This is a genomic window from Bradyrhizobium sp. Leo114 (assembly GCF_055229415.2).
The window spans coordinates 170,576-185,455 of sequence record NZ_JBUYEN020000003.1 but is presented as its reverse complement, the minus strand read 5'-3'; the positions used below and the strand labels follow the sequence as shown (position 1 = coordinate 185,455).

General features: G+C 63.2%; 15 protein-coding genes. 9 read left to right on the top strand and 6 right to left on the bottom strand.

Annotation, left to right across the window (positions count from 1 at the left end):
* Positions 1 to 193: 193 nt before the first annotated feature.
* Positions 194 to 994, bottom strand: a complete 801-nt coding sequence (locus ACZIRK_RS05130) for an IclR family transcriptional regulator domain-containing protein (protein ID WP_130227162.1) — start codon at positions 992 to 994, stop codon at positions 194 to 196.
* A gap of 180 nt (positions 995 to 1,174) precedes the next feature.
* The gene (locus tag ACZIRK_RS05125) at positions 1,175 to 1,429 is read right to left on the bottom strand and encodes a hypothetical protein (RefSeq protein WP_474417471.1); all 255 of its coding nucleotides are present in this window, start codon (positions 1,427 to 1,429) and stop codon (positions 1,175 to 1,177) included.
* An 11-nt stretch (positions 1,430 to 1,440) separates the two neighbouring features.
* Here ACZIRK_RS05125 and ACZIRK_RS05120 point away from each other — a divergent pair, with 11 nt between their 5' ends.
* Both ACZIRK_RS05120 and ACZIRK_RS05115 read left to right on the top strand, forming a co-directional pair.
* Entirely contained in the window at positions 1,441 to 2,160 is a 720-nt protein-coding gene (locus ACZIRK_RS05120; RefSeq protein ID WP_463327035.1) for a Bug family tripartite tricarboxylate transporter substrate binding protein, read from the top strand.
* The gene (locus ACZIRK_RS05115; protein WP_463327034.1) at positions 2,160 to 3,044 is read left to right on the top strand and encodes an MBL fold metallo-hydrolase; all 885 of its coding nucleotides are present in this window, start codon (positions 2,160 to 2,162) and stop codon (positions 3,042 to 3,044) included. Before ACZIRK_RS05120 ends, ACZIRK_RS05115 begins: the two co-directional genes overlap by 1 nt.
* Positions 3,045 to 3,253: 209 nt before the next feature.
* Here the strand turns inward: ACZIRK_RS05115 and ACZIRK_RS05110 are convergent, their stop codons facing one another.
* Positions 3,254 to 4,426, bottom strand: coding sequence for a M14 family metallopeptidase (locus ACZIRK_RS05110; protein WP_130227159.1), 1,173 nt, complete (start codon positions 4,424 to 4,426; stop codon positions 3,254 to 3,256).
* A gap of 402 nt (positions 4,427 to 4,828) precedes the next feature.
* Between ACZIRK_RS05110 and ACZIRK_RS05105 the strand changes: the two genes are divergently transcribed.
* Together ACZIRK_RS05105 and ACZIRK_RS05100 are read left to right on the top strand one after the other, a co-directional pair.
* Positions 4,829 to 5,266, top strand: a complete 438-nt coding sequence (locus ACZIRK_RS05105) for a DUF1761 domain-containing protein (RefSeq protein ID WP_245474806.1) — start codon at positions 4,829 to 4,831, stop codon at positions 5,264 to 5,266.
* Positions 5,247 to 5,549: a DUF6958 family protein gene (locus ACZIRK_RS05100; protein ID WP_130227157.1), complete on the top strand. Its 303-nt coding sequence runs from the start codon at positions 5,247 to 5,249 to the stop codon at positions 5,547 to 5,549. Before ACZIRK_RS05105 ends, ACZIRK_RS05100 begins: the two co-directional genes overlap by 20 nt.
* Positions 5,550 to 5,905: 356 nt before the next feature.
* Here ACZIRK_RS05100 and ACZIRK_RS05095 read toward each other — a convergent pair whose 3' ends face one another.
* Entirely contained in the window at positions 5,906 to 6,511 is a 606-nt protein-coding gene (locus ACZIRK_RS05095) for a JAB domain-containing protein (protein ID WP_130227156.1), read from the bottom strand.
* A 205-nt stretch (positions 6,512 to 6,716) separates the two neighbouring features.
* Here ACZIRK_RS05095 and ACZIRK_RS05090 point away from each other — a divergent pair, with 205 nt between their 5' ends.
* The 4 genes from ACZIRK_RS05090 (at position 6,717) to ACZIRK_RS05075 (ending at position 10,421) form a co-directional block, all read left to right on the top strand.
* Entirely contained in the window at positions 6,717 to 7,664 is a 948-nt protein-coding gene (locus tag ACZIRK_RS05090) for a helix-turn-helix domain-containing protein (RefSeq protein WP_130227155.1), read from the top strand.
* Positions 7,665 to 7,809: 145 nt separating this feature from the next.
* Positions 7,810 to 8,523 carry an SDR family NAD(P)-dependent oxidoreductase gene (locus ACZIRK_RS05085; RefSeq protein ID WP_028163376.1) on the top strand — a complete coding sequence of 238 codons (714 nt, stop codon included), beginning with the start codon at positions 7,810 to 7,812 and terminating at the stop codon, positions 8,521 to 8,523.
* Between the two features lie 10 nt (positions 8,524 to 8,533).
* On the top strand, positions 8,534 to 9,625 hold the full coding sequence (locus ACZIRK_RS05080) for an NAD(P)H-dependent flavin oxidoreductase (protein WP_463327033.1): 1,092 nt from the start codon (positions 8,534 to 8,536) through the stop codon (positions 9,623 to 9,625).
* Between the two features lie 76 nt (positions 9,626 to 9,701).
* Entirely contained in the window at positions 9,702 to 10,421 is a 720-nt protein-coding gene (locus ACZIRK_RS05075; RefSeq protein WP_130229465.1) for a DNA-3-methyladenine glycosylase I, read from the top strand.
* Here ACZIRK_RS05075 and map read toward each other — a convergent pair whose 3' ends face one another.
* Both map and ACZIRK_RS05065 read right to left on the bottom strand, forming a co-directional pair.
* Entirely contained in the window at positions 10,422 to 11,246 is an 825-nt protein-coding gene (gene map / locus ACZIRK_RS05070; protein ID WP_028163378.1) for a type I methionyl aminopeptidase, read from the bottom strand.
* Positions 11,247 to 11,359: 113 nt separating this feature from the next.
* Complete coding sequence (locus ACZIRK_RS05065) at positions 11,360 to 12,673, bottom strand: mechanosensitive ion channel family protein (RefSeq protein WP_165435528.1); 1,314 nt, start codon at positions 12,671 to 12,673, stop codon at positions 11,360 to 11,362.
* Positions 12,674 to 12,887: 214 nt separating this feature from the next.
* Here ACZIRK_RS05065 and ACZIRK_RS05060 point away from each other — a divergent pair, with 214 nt between their 5' ends.
* Positions 12,888 to 14,681: a potassium/proton antiporter gene (locus tag ACZIRK_RS05060; RefSeq protein ID WP_130229466.1), complete on the top strand. Its 1,794-nt coding sequence runs from the start codon at positions 12,888 to 12,890 to the stop codon at positions 14,679 to 14,681.
* Positions 14,682 to 14,880 lie beyond the last annotated feature (199 nt).

Genomic DNA, 14,880 nt, shown 5'->3' with positions numbered 1-14,880 from the left:
GGTCATTGACGGAAACGAGAGTTACCCAAGCTTACGCTTTCGAAAAGCAAAGTCGAATCACGTCAGATGCTCGGAATGACCGCTCGGGGTCAAAAGCGGCGCTCGGCAGCTTCACGAAGGCGTTCCGCTCAGCCCTCGGAAGCGGACCGTGCGAGGCCGAGAGGGGAAGTCAGCCACGGGCCAGAAGCCCACCTCAGTGTCTTGACCGGGTCTGGAGCGAACGGACGGTCTCGGCCGCCGCTCCCTGAAGCTCGCCGAGATGACGGGCGGCAAACGCCTCGATCGAGAACGCGGTCTTGAGCCACAGCATGTTGATGGCTCCCAACACCCGTTGTCCATCGCGCAACGGGACCGCGATCGAGAACAATCCATCTGCGTGGGGCGGCCCACCGTAATAGCCGCCGACATGTGTCGCGTCCCGCGTCGCATAGCCGCGCGAACGTACTTCCGTAAGGATGGCATTCAACCGCGCCGGCTCTCGCGCCAGCCGATCCTCGGGTTTGGTCGAGTTGCGCAACAGATCGAGGACGCGCTGCCGCTCCTTGGCCGGGCAGTAGGCCAAATAAGCCCTGCCGACCGCCGAGAGCAGCCAGTTGACCGGCAGCCCGATGCGCTCCTGCTGCAGCAGGATGGGACTGCGCGCCCGCGTGGTCTCCCGGATCTCCATGTGGTCACCCGCAGGCACCATCAGATCGGATGGCCAGGACACACGTTGGCAGAGCCGCTCCAGGACTGGCGCTGCGGCTTCCGCGATCCGGTCGCGATGTTCGCGCCGCGACGGCGCATGCGAAAGCGTGGCGCCGATGCGGTAGCGACCGTCAGCAAGTCGTCTGGTCACCAACCCGGCCCGAGCAAGCGTGTGAAGGATGCGGAGAAGACTCGGCTTGGAGATGTTGGTGAAGACGTAGAGCTCCTGGAGCGAGGAATTCGGCTGCATCTGCAACGCCTGCAGGACGAGGAGGCCCCGCTCAAGGCTTTTGATCACTTTCGTCATCGTACACCCTCCTCGATTCCGCGTTTTACAATGTGGAACGTAGCGTTTCACAGTGTGGAATGCACGCCGATTTCGCTGGCTAATCCGGCCTCCGCGTTCGAAGTTCGGCGTGCCTGCAGATTGCGAATTGGAATTGATGCCGGATTCTCATTGTTTGATGGAGCAGATTTCCATGACACCTCATCTGTCTTGCCGCACCAGCCTATTGTCGGTCGCGACCCTGGCGCTCCTCGCAGCATCCGGGCAACCCGCCGCCGCACAGGCGCCGTTTCCGACCGGGACTGTGCGCTTCGTGGCGCCGTTTTCCGCGAGCACGCCGCCGGACATCATCAGCCGCATCGTCTCGAAGGAGCTGACCGAAACCGAGGGCTGGCGCGTCATCGTCGAGAACCGGCCCGGCGGCGTCACGACCATCGCGGCGACGGACGTCCTCACCCAGCCGGCGGATGGCAACAGCCTCTATGCGATGTCCGTACCTTCGGCCGCCCGCGCCGTCGCTGGTGCCGAACATCTCGTTCGATCTCGACAGGGACTTCGATCCGGTCGTCAAGGCGACGGTTTCCTACAACGTCCTGGTGGTCAATCCGTCGGTGCCGGCCAACACCGTTGCGGAGCTGGTGGCGCTGCTGAAAAGCCAGCCCGACAAGCTGACCTTCTCTTCGGGCGGCTTCGGCACGCCTGCGCATCTGATCGGTGAGCAGTTCAAGCTGCAGACCGGCACACGGGCGCAGCATGTGCCCTACGCGCAGTTTCCACAGGCGATCGGCGATCTGCTCAATGGTACTAACGCGTTCATGTTCATCACCATGTTGCCCGTGGTCGATCTGATCAAGAGCGGCAACCTGCGGGCACTTGCAGTGACCGGGCCAAAGCGGGTGCCGATCCTGCCCGACGTGCCGACCATCGTCGAGGCCGGCTATCCTTCGCTCGTCGTCGAGGACTGGACCGGTTTCGCGGTCAAGCACGGCACGCCGAAGGAGACGGTCGCGAAGCTCAACGCGGCGATCAACAAGGCGCTGGAGAAGCCATCGGTGCGCGAGGCGCTGGCGAAGATCGGCGCCGAGCCGGCCGGCGGCACGCCGGAAGAGTTCGGCCGCATGGTCGGCAAGGAAGTCGCCCACTGGCACAAGGTGGTCGCCGACGCAGGGATCAAGGTCCAGCAGTGATGGCGGCCGGTTTTCGAGTCACTCTTCTCGGGACGGGGACGCCCATCCCCCGTCCCGACCGCTTTGGTCCCAGCACGCTGATCGAGGCGGGCGACAACACGGTCCTGATCGATGCCGGCCGTGGCGCGACGATGCGCCTGTTCCAGCTTGGCGTCCCGATCGGCGCCATAGATGCGCTGTTGCTCACGCATTTCCATTCCGATCACACTGTTGGCATTCCCGACCTTTGGCTGACGGGGTGGCTGAGCTCGCACTTCGGCAACCGGCAGCGCCCATTCAAGACAATCGGACCCATCGGCACCGAGAAATTGATGCGCCACCTCGAAGCGGCCTATGCGCAGGATATCGAGATCCGCATCGAGGACGAGAGGCTCGCGCGCGAGCATGCCGCGATCAGTGTCGAGGAGTTTGCGAAGGACGGTATCGTCTATCGGGCCGGAGACCTCGTCATCATCGCGTTTGCGGTCGATCACGGTGATGCGATCAAGCCGGCCTTCGGCTATCGCGTCGAGTACCGCGGCCGGGTGGCGGTGATCTCCGGTGACACAAGGTACAACGAGAATGTTCTGCACTATGGCCAGGGCGCCGACCTGATGGTGCATGAAGTGGCAATGGCGCGCCCCGAGCTTCTCAACGAAGCCTACATCCAACGCATCGTCAATCACCACACCTCGCCGCAGGAAGCGGGACGAGTGTTTGCACAGACGAGACCGAAACTCGCTGCATTTACACATCTCGTCATGCTCGCCAGCGAAAACGTGATGGCGCCGACTGTCGATGAGTTGATCGCGGCGACCCGCGAGACCTATGCGGGACAGCTGATAGTCGGCGAGGACCTGATGAGCTTCGAGATCGGTGAGACAATCAGTGTGCGGCGCACTTGAAACTTGGTCCAGAGAGTTTCTCTTCGGGTCAATCGCGTCGATCGACCCCTGCGGTTATAAACTTCCGATCGGCCCTGCGGAGCGGACGTCCTCAACGCCCGTCTAAAGGGCTCCGACGGGCCAGTGAGAGACATTCACCAAGGATGAGGGAGCCTGGTGAACGGCCACGGTGACAAATCGCGTCACCGGCCTTGAGGTCGATGCGGCAACTACTCGGGATAGATCTGGACCTCCTCTGGCCCTGGCTTGTTGAAAAGGATGAATACTAAGGGATTGCCCGGCTCGGACATTGCATCGCTGCGCTGGCCCGTTATCTCTCCGGTCACGTCGCTTGTATACTCCGCAACCACCTCACCGAAGCTATCGCGCTGGATGGCAACCTTCTGTCCGGTTGTGACCTTGTCGTTGAGTCTGACCAGATGCTCAACGAGACCGCCCGCGGTGGCCAGGATCGGGTGCGCGCTGTTGCCGACAAAGACAGTCACGTCCTTGCCTGTACGTCCCATTGGCCCGGCAACGATGCCGTGATGCTTGAGGACGTTCATTGTGCCTTCCACGAAGAGCGAGATCATCTCGAGGTCCAGGCCGCGCGCAGCGCCGATTTCCGGTGTGAAGGACGGGATGCCCACGTCCATAAACGCGTTGTGCAGGACACCGGGATATACATGATTGTTGAAGATCTGACCGACGGGATAGAGTTCCACCATCGCCTTGACCTCGGGCACATCCATGCCGCCAACATTGAATGCGGTGGCTTCGAATCCGGTTGTCCCTGTGTGGAAGTCGATCGCGAAGTCGGCGTTTGGCCGAAGCAGCCGGTTGAACAGAAGCCCAGCGTGTCGGCTGGGTGCGGTGGCGCCGTTCTCGTTCCCGGGCCACTCCCGATTGATATCAATCAGATCGCTGCCTCTGCTCTGGTTGGGCCATCTGCGCTGCATGCTTTCCAAGGCCGGGCGGGACACGTCCGTGACCGCCATCACCGTGCCCGACATCTGCGCCGGGTCGAGTTGGCTCATCACGGTCTGGACCGTATGCACAGAACTCACCTCGTCCCCATGGACGCCACTGGTCAGGACGCCGCGCTTGCCCGGCTTTGCTCCCTTGGCGACCGTCACAGACACATACCAGTGCTGTCCGGTTGGCATCTCAACGCCCTGAAAATACAAAAGGTGCTTCTTGCCGGGCTCCAAGTCATTGACGTCGAGCGCGCTGACGACCTTCTTTCCGCCTATCGTGTCTCCGGTAAAAGCGGTTCCTCGTGATGCAGTCGCTGCCCGCGTACTCGGGGGGGCAGAGCTGGCCGCGAGCGCAGCTGAGGCACCGATTGCGGTGACCAAGAAGTGACGGCGATTAAGGCTGTCCGGTCCCTGATTGTTAGACATCGCGGAGACCCTTTCGCGTTAGGTCGTTACCCCGAGCCGCACACAGACTATCACAAAATTCAACCAGAAGTCGGCTCCGGGTCAATCGGGTCGATTTTGCGACGTCAGCTTTAGCGTCCGCTGTCCACAATATCGGACATTATCACGTCCGATTGGGACCGGTCTGCGAGGCGGGGAAGAGCGGTCCGATCGGTGTCGACGCGGTCCTTCAGCGGAGCAGCCATCGGCGTCGCCAACAGCTTTCGAGCTCACGGGACGGCCGCGAAAAAGATTCGCAGAGTGTCGGAATGAGCGGTCCTTGTCCGTCCTTTGGGGCGGACGGCAATCCAGGAGAACCACAATGGATAGCGATACCGATACCGACCAGAGAGACCGCCTATGCTCCGAATAAACTATTTGGCGGTGATCGCGGCGGCTACTGCGGCGCTTTTGGAGGGCGCGGTGTGGTACAGCCCGCTGCTGTTCGGCGAGGCGTGGACGACGCTGCGTGGCATGGACCCCGGCGCCATGGCCAATCCGAAAATACCGATCGGGGAGATGATCGCCGAGTTTGCTCGCGCCCTCGTCGTCGCCTACGTACTTGCGCGCTTCGTCGTGCTTTTTGGGGTCGTGGATTGGAAGGGGGCGGTTCAGATTGGAATCTGGGTGTGGGTTGGTTTTCAAGCCACGGCCGTTATGGGCGCCGTCATTCACGAGAACTACCCGTGGGCGCTTTATGCCATTCATGCCGGTGACGCGCTCGTGAAGACCCTTGTTATGGCCGCTATTCTCGGCACGTGGCCCAAGTCGAAGGTATCGCCTGAGGCAAGGAGCGCCGGAGATGGCAAAGAACAAAACTGAAAAGATCGACATGGAAAACGTGAACCATCGCGGGCACGTCAAAAGCGTTGACGCGGACATGTACGAAGCAACGAAACGGGCATTCCTGAAGATACTTCCGAAGACATCGCCGGGTCTGACAGCGGATGAAGTTCGAGAAAGGGTGATTGCTTACTTACCCGAGGACCTGTTCCCGGGTGGCGCCAAGGCGGGTTGGTGGACAAAGGCCGTTCAACTCGATCTGGAGGCCAAAGGTGTTATTGCGCGAGAGAAAACGAGGCCGCTGCGTTGGCGTAAGGCATGACGTCGCTAGACTCGCTTTCAAGAAGCGCGAGCGGTCCGGCCGCACCCTCGTCTCACTTCAAGTTGCCTCGGCAAGCGATCACGCCCCCTGCACGACGAGATCGATTGCGGCGTCACCAACCATTTCCCACTGAGGATGGCGGCGAATAGCAACCACCGCTTGCCTCGCGTTGCGGAGAGAGGCACAGCGCCGCAGCGCAAAGCTTGGCGCAACTCTGGGCACTGCATCGTGCAAAATCGTAAACTGGCGCGCCCGACACGATTCGAACGTGTGACCTTTGCCTTCGGAGGGCAACGGCGCCAGATATTCCTTCAACTGACCACAAATTTGGACCGAAAATCACGTTCGATCATTGCCTAAGTATGCTCAACCATGATTGAGCGTGAAGACGGCCCGCGAGTGGGATTGTTGTGCACCAGGATCAGCGCGGTGGCGGACAGTTCCAGCGCGCGCTTGATCACTTCGCGTGGATAGACCGGCGTGTGGTCGACGGTGCCGATCTGCTGCACCTCATCGGCAATGAGCTGGTTGCGCTTGTCGAGGAACAGGAGGCGAAACTGCTCCTTGTCGGCGAAGGCCATGCTCGAACGGCAATAGTCGAGCACGTCGTTCCATGACGACAGCGCCTTGCGCCGCTTCACCTCGCCCTTGGCGACGCGGCTCGCGGCGGCCGCGATCAGCTTGAGCTGGTTGACCGAGGCTTCGCCGATGCCCTCGACCTCGCGCAGGCGGGCGACGGGCGCATGGATCACCTCGGCAAACGAGCCGAAGCGTCTCAGCAATTCCTTGGCGAGCGGCTTGGTGTCGCGCCGTGGGATCGAGGCAAACAGCGCCATCTCGAGCAGTTCATAGTCGCTCAGCGCGTCGGGCCCGGCGCTATGGAAGCGTTCGCGCAGGCGCTCCCGATGGCCGTGGTAATGCGGCGTCTCGGCGGGCTGGTCTGTGTTGGTCTTGGCGGGCATCGGCGCCAAACATGCCGTGCCGCGCGGTTTTTGCAACCATGAAGTGCCGCGGACGCATCGAAGCCTTCGACATGCGCCAGAAGACCGGCCGGTCTTGATCGCTTCCGCGTGATGGGCGGCCAGCAATCGTTGCGATTTGGCTGCGAGCCGGCCACATTGGGGTGGCTGGGGATTTCGTCGATTGCCGGATATCGGGTTATGTCGAATGAATTCCACCCATAAAAAGCTCAACTTCGCATCTCAACCAGAGCAACCGGCGTCGCCAGGGGCACACGGTTTCGGAAGCTACGGCGCCTCGGGGCTTCTGGCGTCTTCCACCGATCGGGGCTGGTCGGGCATAGCGGCGGAGCTTCGCAGTCACAGTAGTGGCACGATCGCCTGGAAGAGCCCGCAGCCGGACATCGAAATCTGCATCGACGTCCGGGGCAATGGGTCCGTGGTCACGCGCGAGAGGTATGGCGTCACCGATCGCAGCGTCTCCGAACGTGGGACGATCTGGGTTTCGCCGCCGGTGGCCGAGCATGGCCTGATCGATTTGTCCGATCCCGTTCCGGCGGTCCTGCACATTTATCTGCCGCCGAGCCGGTTTTCGCCGGAGAGCTTTGGCGAAGGGCTCGCCCCATGCGTTGTGACGTCGCTGCGTCATGAAAGCAGTTTTCGCGATCCGCTTCTGGCCGAGATCGCCTATGCACTCACCTCCGAGCTGGAGCGCGAGACGTCTGCCGGCCGGCTTCTCGCGGAGACGCTGGCCTCGAGTCTGGCCGCAAGATTGGTTCAAAACCATTTCGGCAAGCTATCGCTCGACTTCCTCGCACCCCGCGAGGGACTTGACCGGCGCAGGCTGGCGCGTGTGCTGGATTACATCGAGACGAATTTGGAGGGCGAATTGACGGTCCGCCATCTGGCATCGATCGCGTGCCTGAGCCAGTTTCATTTCGCCCGCGCGTTCAAGGCAGCCGTCGGCCGATCGCCGCATCGTTACGTCAGCGCCCGGCGGCTCGAACGTGCCAAGGAATTGCTGGGACAAAGGGAGCAGCCGCTGGCCGATATCGCGCTCAGGCTCAGATTTTCGTGCCAAGCCAATTTCACCCGCGCGTTCCGGCAGGCAACCGGCCTGACGCCCGCTCAGTACCGCCGCAGCGTCGTGGCCTGATTTGTTACGGATGTAACCGATCTGCGTCCGCTGATCCTGACAGCGGCAAGAAATGACAAAAGCTGAGCAACCGAGGCAAAGCCGCGTCCGGTCGCATCGTGCATCTATCGCTCCGATAAACCCCAGGCAATTGCGAGGAGCGAACATGACATCAGAGCGAAAGGTCGTCATCATCACCGGCGCGTCACGCGGCATTGGCGCGGAATTGCTGAAAGCCTATCGCGAAAACGGCTACCGCGTCGTGGCCACCGCCCGTTCGATCGGCAAGAGCGATGATCCGTCGGTCCTCATGATCGAGGGCGACATTGCACACCCCGAGACGGCCGAGCGCATCTTTAAGCTGGCGATCGAGCGTTTCGGTCGCATAGATACGCTCGTCAACAATGCCGGCGTGTTCATTGCCAAGCCTTTTACCGAATATTCCGCCGCCGATTTCGCAAAGATGGTCGCGGTCAATCTCGCCGGATTCTTTCATCTGACCCAGAAGGTCGCAGCGAGAATGCTGCAGACGGGTTCTGGCCACATCGTCAACATCACCGCCACGATCGCCGAACAGCCGATGACATCGCTCGCAGCGGGTCTTGCGGCGCTGACCAAGGGCGGGCTCAACGCGATCACGCGCTCGCTCGCGATCGAATATGCGCCCCGGAATATCCGGGTGAATGCCGTTTCGCCGGGCGCGATCAGCACGCCGATGCATTCGCCGGAGGCGCATGGTTTTCTCGCCGCGCTGCAGCCGATCGGTCGGATGGGCACGACGCAGGAGGTCGTCGATGCCGTGATGTATCTGGAGAAGGCAGCCTTCGTCACCGGCGAGATCCTGCATGTCGATGGCGGCTGGTCCGCCGGTCGCGGCTAGGAGATGCGAGATGTGGTCCGACCGTCGTCTGCTTGAATTGTTTGGAATCGAACATCCGATCGTGCTGGCACCGATGGCGGGTTTCGCCACGGTTGAGCTCGCTTCCATCGTCGCCGATGCCGGCGGCCTCGGCTCGATCGGCTGCGCCACCATGGACCCGCAGCGCGCCGCCGATGCGATCACACAGATGCGGCGGCTGACCAGCAAGCCGGTCAGCCTCAATTTCTTCTGCCACGAGCCGGCGAAGGCCAATGCGGGGCGCGAGCGTGCGTGGCACGAGACGCTGTCACCCTATTATCGCGAGCTCGGAATTGACGATCAGACACCGCCGCCGCGCACCGATCTTGCGCCGTTTGGCAGTGCGATGTGCGAATTCGTCGAGGACGCGAGGCCGGAGGTGGTGAGCCTCCATTTCGGCTTGCCTGCACCGCCATTGCTGGCACGGATCAAGGCGGCAGGCTGCAAGGTGATCTCGTCGGCGACGACGGTTGCGGAAGCGCGCTGGCTGGAAGACCATGGCGCGGATGCAGTCATTGCCCAGGGCTATGAAGCCGGCGGCCACCGGGGCACGTTCCTCGATCGCGACCGGAACTGGGCGGTCGCTTCGCAGCTCGGCACCTTCGAGCTGGTGCCGCAGGTCACTGACGCGGTCAGCGTGCCCGTGATCGCCGCCGGCGGCATCGCCGATGGGCGCGGCATCGCCGCTGCTCTTGCCCTCGGCGCCTCCGGAGTCCAGATCGGGACCGCTTTCCTGCTTTGCCCCGAGGCGGCGACGCCGCCGCTGCACCGCGACGCCTTGCGCCAGGCGCGCGAGCTTGGCACCGTGATGACCAACGTGCTCTCAGGCCGGCCGGCGCGCGCCATGGTCAACCGCTTCGTCGCCGAGGTCGGCCCTCTGTCCGACGCTGCACCGGATTTTCCGTTGCCGATGGGCGAGCTGGCACCGCTGCGGGCCGCGGCGGAGCGGAAGGGAAGCCGCGACTTCACCCCGATCTGGGCAGGACAGGGCGCTGCGCTGGCACGTGAGCTCCCGGCCAAGGCGCTGATGCAGACCTTGGTGAAGGAGGCCGTCGAGCGTCTGAAGCATATCAGGGGCGGCTGAGATCCGCCGCATTGGCATCACGGCGTGCGTCACGCTATGATCGTCCGTCCCTGCCAATGCAAAGAGGTCTCGCCGCGTGACGTCGTTTAGGGCTATTCGGGCGCGGGCCGAGAAGCGCAAGGGCGGCGCGAAAGCGCTGGAGAAGCTGCTGCCGCCGGCGCCGAACGCGAAATCTCTGGCTAAGCTGAAAGACGATCGCGTTCTCGCCGAGATGACGAAGCGGGTGTTCTGCGCCGGCTTTGCCTGGAGCGTGATCGACGCAAAATGGCCGGGCTTCGAGGAGGCCTTCCTCGGTTTCCAGGTGGAGAAGCTCGCCTTCGAGCCGGACGAATTCTGGGAGCGGCTCACGAGCGATGCGCGCATCGTGCGCAACGGCGCCAAGATCATGTCGGTGCGTGACAACGCCCGCTTCGTGCAGGAGATCGCGGCTGAGCACGGCAGCTTCGGCAAATTCTTGGGCGATTGGCCGTCCTCCGACGAAATCGGGCTGTTGAACCTTCTGGTCAAGCGCGGCAGCCGGCTCGGCGGCAATACCGGCCAGATGCTGCTGCGTTTCCTCGGCTGGGACGGCTTTGTCACATCAAGGGATGTCGTCGCCTGCCTGCGCGACGCCGGCCTCGATATCGCGGAAGAGGTGAAGTCGAAAGGCGATCTCGCCAAGGTGCAGGCGCAGTTCAACGCCTGGGCCAAGGAGACCGAGCTGCCTTATGTGCATCTCTCCCGCATCTGCGCGATGTCGATCGGGGAGAATTACGAGCCGGCCGAGCTCACGCGACGCATGGGCGGCGATGACTGATCAGACCACCGTCCACGGCTTCTCGCCGCTCCGCTGGGACAGCGTGAAGATCTCCACGCCATCGGCGGTCACGCCGACCGAATGTTCGAACTGTGCCGACAGCGAGCGGTCGCGCGTCACCGCGGTCCAGCCGTCGGACAGGATCTTCACATGCGGCTTGCCGAGATTGATCATCGGCTCGATGGTGAAGAACATGCCTGGCTTCAACGCCACGCCTTCGCCGGGCCGGCCGACATGGATGATGTTCGGCTCGTCGTGGAACATGCGCCCGAGGCCGTGGCCGCAGAAATCGCGCACCACGCTCATGCCCTGCGGCTCGACATAGCTCTGGATCGCATGGCCGATGTCGCCGGTGGTGGCGCCGGGCTTCACCGCGGCGATGCCCCGCATCATCGCCTCATAGGTCACCTCGATCAGCCGCTCGGCTTTGCGCGCGATCGGCCCGACCGCATACATGCGGCTGGAATCGCCATACCAGCCGTCGACGATGAAGGTGACGTCGATATTGACGATGTCGCCTTCCTTCAGTGGGCGGTCGCCGGGCATGCCGTGGCAGACCACATGGTTCAGCGAGGTGCAGGTCGAATAGCGATAGCCGCGATACATCAGCGTCGCCGGATAGGCGCCATGGCTGAAGGCGAACTCGCGCACGAACTGGTCGATCTTGGAAGTCGGGATCCCCGGCTTGACGATGTCGGTGAGCTCATCGAGGCATTTCGACACCAGCGCGCCCGCTTTGCGCATGCCGACAAAGCCGCTTTGTCCGTGCAGCTTGATCTGGCCGGTCTTGCGTAGGGAGGTGTCGGTTGCTTCGATATAGCTCATGTTCGGGTCATTTGGCGGGGTCTGTCGGACGGGCGATAATTCACCTAATTTAATGATCGAGGCGGCCAGCGCAAGCCAAGGTTGGGGCCGAAATGGCCTTTCCTGCCATGGATTTAGCTGGAAGTCTCGATCACGGTCTCGACCGGCAGGGCGCCGCGGACCCGAAGTTCCCGCACTGGATAGGGCACGCGGATGCCCTCGCGCTTGAAGGCGTCCCACAGCGCCAGCATCACGTCGCTTTTGACGTTGTCGAGGCCATCGGGATCGCCAATCCAGAAGGTCAGCGAGAATTTCATCCCGGCTTCGGCGAATTCGGTCAGGATGCAGTTTGGCGGCTTGCCTTTCAATGCCCGCGGCGCCGCGGCGGCGATCTCGATGGCGAGCTTGCACACCAGCCGCGGATCGGCCTCGTAATTGGTGCCGAAGGGGATTTTGACCAGCGTGTTCTTGTCGGTATAGGTCCAGTTGACGACCTTCTGCGTCACCAGGTCCTCGTTCGGGATCAGGAATTCGCGGCCGTCGCCGGCGGCTACCGAGATGTAGCGGGTTTTCATCGCGCTGATGCGCCCCGAATTGTCGCCGATGGTGACGAGGTCGCCGGGCTTCACCGACTTGTCAGCGAGCAGGATGATGCCCGAGATGAAGTTGGCGACGATCTTCTGCAGGCCGATACCGATACCGACACCGACCGCGCCGGAGAACACCGCGAGCGCTGACAGGTTGATGCCGACCGCGCTCAGCGCGATGGCGATCGCGACCACCATCAGCCCGATGCGGATGATCTTGATCAGGAGCACCTGGACCGACGGCGTCAGGTCGGTGGCGCGGTTGATGCGGCTCTCGACGAAATTGCTCGCGATGTTGGTGAGCCACAGCGCCAGGATCACCAGCGCGCCGGCTTTGATCAGGAGCAGCGGCGTCAACCGCAGGCCGCCGACCTCGATCGCGACCGAATCCAGCGTCTCGGCCGTCGCATCGAGCTGGCCGATGATGCTGAGCGCCGCGACGATCCAGGCCCCCACCGACACCAGGCGGACGATGAAGGCGTTGCGGATGACCGACGCCACCAGGGAGATGACGAGCCAGGCCAGCGCCAGCTTGGCCGAGACTACGATCAGGTAGCTGCGGCTCGGCCAGGTCGAATGCGCCATGATGATGCGCGTCGCGATCATCAGGAGCGCGAACACCGCGGTCGAGGCGCTGCCGACCAGCACGCGGATGAAATGCCTGAGCGGCAGCGGCAGGTGCGACGCCAGCGAATCCGTGTCGACCCGTAGGCGGATCGCGGCGTCGGCCGCATAGGCGATGCCGGCGGCGGCCAGGATGATGCCGAACTGCAGATAGAACCAGGGCGAGGTGACCTCCGCTCCGACCGACCGTGCGGCCATCTGCAGGGTCTCGATGACGTCCTTCAGCTCCATTTCCATCGGCGAAATCTCATGAAGTGCAGATTCAAGCGAATTTGATTCGAACGGTCGGCACGATCCCACAAACGCGACGCGCGGACCATCGCCACAACTGGCGTGCGAGGTGAGGCTGGGCGCAAAACCAGAAGTCTGACGCCATGTTCAGAAAATGGGTTGGCGTCGAACTGTGGCGACGGTAAGGATGCATTGCAACTCTTCTCTTTCCCTACGGCGTATGGCTTCTCTCGATCAGGTCAGCATAGCCATCCTGCTTGGCGCAGTTCTCGTGATGGCCGGCATCCTGTCGAGCCTTTTGGCGCTGCGCTTTGGCGCCCCCCTGCTGCTGGTCTTCCTCCTGATCGGCATGCTCGCGGGCGATGCCGGTCCCGGCCACCTGCAGTTCGACGACGTCCGCACCACCTATCTGGTGGGCTCGGTGGCGCTGGCGCTGATCCTGTTCGATGGCGGACTACGCACGCGCTTCCAAAGCATCCGTGCCGTGCTGGCGCCCTCGATGGTGCTCGCGACCGGCGGCGTGCTGTTGACCGCGCTGATCACGGCGCCGGTGGCCAAATATATGCTCGACCTCTCCTGGACCGAGGCATTGCTGGTCGGGGCCGTGGTGGCTTCGACCGACGCCGCGGCGGTATTCCTGCTGGTCCACACCCAGGGGTTGCGCCTGCGCCCGCGCGTCGGCGCCACGCTGGAGGCCGAAAGCGGCACCAACGATCCCTTCGCGATCTTCCTGACGCTGATGCTGGTGGAATTCATCTCCCTCGGAGAAAGCTCGGCGTCGCACATCGTCCTGGAGTTCGTCCGCGAGGCCGTGCTTGGGGCGATCGTGGGCGTGATCGGCGGCCGGCTGGTCGTGATCGCCATGAACCGCGTCGCTCTGCCGCAGGGCCTGCACGCGCCATTCGTGACCACGGCGGCGCTCGTGATCTTCGGCGCGGCGCAGATCGCCCATGCCTCCGGCTTCCTCGCCGTCTATCTCGCCGGCATCATTATCGGCAACCGCCCGACGCGCGCGCACAGCTCGGTGGTCGCGTTCCTCGACGCCGCGACCTGGCTCGCGCAGATCGTGATGTTCGTGCTGCTCGGGCTCCTGGTGTCGCCGCACCGCGTGCTCAGCAGCCTGGGTGCTTCGGTCGTGGTGGCGCTGGCGCTGATGCTGCTGGCGCGGCCGCTTGCCGTGTTCGCCTGCCTGGCGCCGTTCCGCTTCAACTGGCGGGAGAAGGTGTTCATCGCCTGGACCGGGCTGCGCGGCGCGGTTGCGATCTTCCTCGCCTCGATCCCGATGCTGGTGGGCCTGTCGAAGGCCTATCTCTATTTCGATGTCGCCTTTGTCGTCGTCATCATCTCGCTTTTGCTGCAGGGCTGGACCCTGGCGCCGGCGGCGCGTCGGCTGCACGTGGCGCTGCCGCGCGTCGACCGCGGCCCGCGGCGCGTCGAACTGGACCTGCCCGGTCAGCTCGAGCAGCAGCTCGTCGGCTATCCCGTCGGCGCGAAGAGCCTGTTTTTCCGCCGCGGATTGCTGCCGTCCTGGTCGAGGCCGACGCTGGTGATCCGCGACGAGAACATTCTCTCCCCCGCCGAGGCCGACCCGATCGCGCCCGGCGACTACCTCTATCTGCTGGCGCCGCCGGAGCGGGCGGAAGCGCTCGACCGCTTCTTCGTCGACATGCCGCCAAGCACCGCGCCGGACCCGCATCTGCTCGGCGACTTCGTGGTCTCCGGCGAGCATACGCTTGGCGAGCTTGCCGAGATCTACGGCGTGACCGTCGATGAGGACCAGAAGAAGCTGACGCTGTCGGACTATTTCGACATCCATCTCGACCGAGCGCCGAAGGAAGGCGCGGAGCTCGCGCTGGACAGCATCGTCCTGGTCGCGCGCAGCCTCGGTGGTGGCAGGGTCAATGTCGTCGGCCTGCGCCTGCCGGAGGAAGAGGAGCCGGTCGTGCCGGCGACCCGGCTGCAGCAGTTCAAGCGCAAGCTCGCCGGGATCTGGACATCGGTCGCAGGCGTCTAAAGTCGCGCCCCGAAAGAGAGCGTAGCCCGGCTGGAGCGCCAGCGTAACCCGGGACCGCTTGCAAACCTTGATGGAGATGTCCCGGGTTGCGCGGCTGTTTCGCGGGACGACAGAATCGTAGGGTGGGCAAAGCGCAGCGTGCCCACCGTTTCTTGCTCCGAACGTGGAGACAGTATCCCACTCGAGTTGCGCGTGATAC

Bases quoted from the DNA above. Each gene is read 5' to 3' on its own strand.
- ACZIRK_RS05080 (WP_463327033.1), top strand. From the start codon at position 8,534: ATGTGGTCCGACCGTCGTCTGCTTGAATTGTTTGGAATCGAACATCCG.
- ACZIRK_RS05110 (WP_130227159.1), bottom strand. From the start codon at position 4,426: ATGTCTAACAATCAGGGACCGGACAGCCTTAATCGCCGTCACTTCTTG.
- ACZIRK_RS05060 (WP_130229466.1), top strand. From the start codon at position 12,888: ATGGCTTCTCTCGATCAGGTCAGCATAGCCATCCTGCTTGGCGCAGTT.
- ACZIRK_RS05065 (WP_165435528.1), bottom strand. From the start codon at position 12,673: ATGGAAATGGAGCTGAAGGACGTCATCGAGACCCTGCAGATGGCCGCA.
- ACZIRK_RS05085 (WP_028163376.1), top strand. From the start codon at position 7,810: ATGACATCAGAGCGAAAGGTCGTCATCATCACCGGCGCGTCACGCGGC.
- ACZIRK_RS05115 (WP_463327034.1), top strand. From the start codon at position 2,160: ATGGCGGCCGGTTTTCGAGTCACTCTTCTCGGGACGGGGACGCCCATC.
- map (WP_028163378.1), bottom strand. From the start codon at position 11,246: ATGAGCTATATCGAAGCAACCGACACCTCCCTACGCAAGACCGGCCAG.
- ACZIRK_RS05090 (WP_130227155.1), top strand. From the start codon at position 6,717: ATGAATTCCACCCATAAAAAGCTCAACTTCGCATCTCAACCAGAGCAA.
- ACZIRK_RS05130 (WP_130227162.1), bottom strand. From the start codon at position 994: ATGACGAAAGTGATCAAAAGCCTTGAGCGGGGCCTCCTCGTCCTGCAG.
- ACZIRK_RS05095 (WP_130227156.1), bottom strand. From the start codon at position 6,511: ATGCCCGCCAAGACCAACACAGACCAGCCCGCCGAGACGCCGCATTAC.
- ACZIRK_RS05100 (WP_130227157.1), top strand. From the start codon at position 5,247: ATGGCAAAGAACAAAACTGAAAAGATCGACATGGAAAACGTGAACCAT.
- ACZIRK_RS05120 (WP_463327035.1), top strand. From the start codon at position 1,441: ATGGCAACAGCCTCTATGCGATGTCCGTACCTTCGGCCGCCCGCGCCG.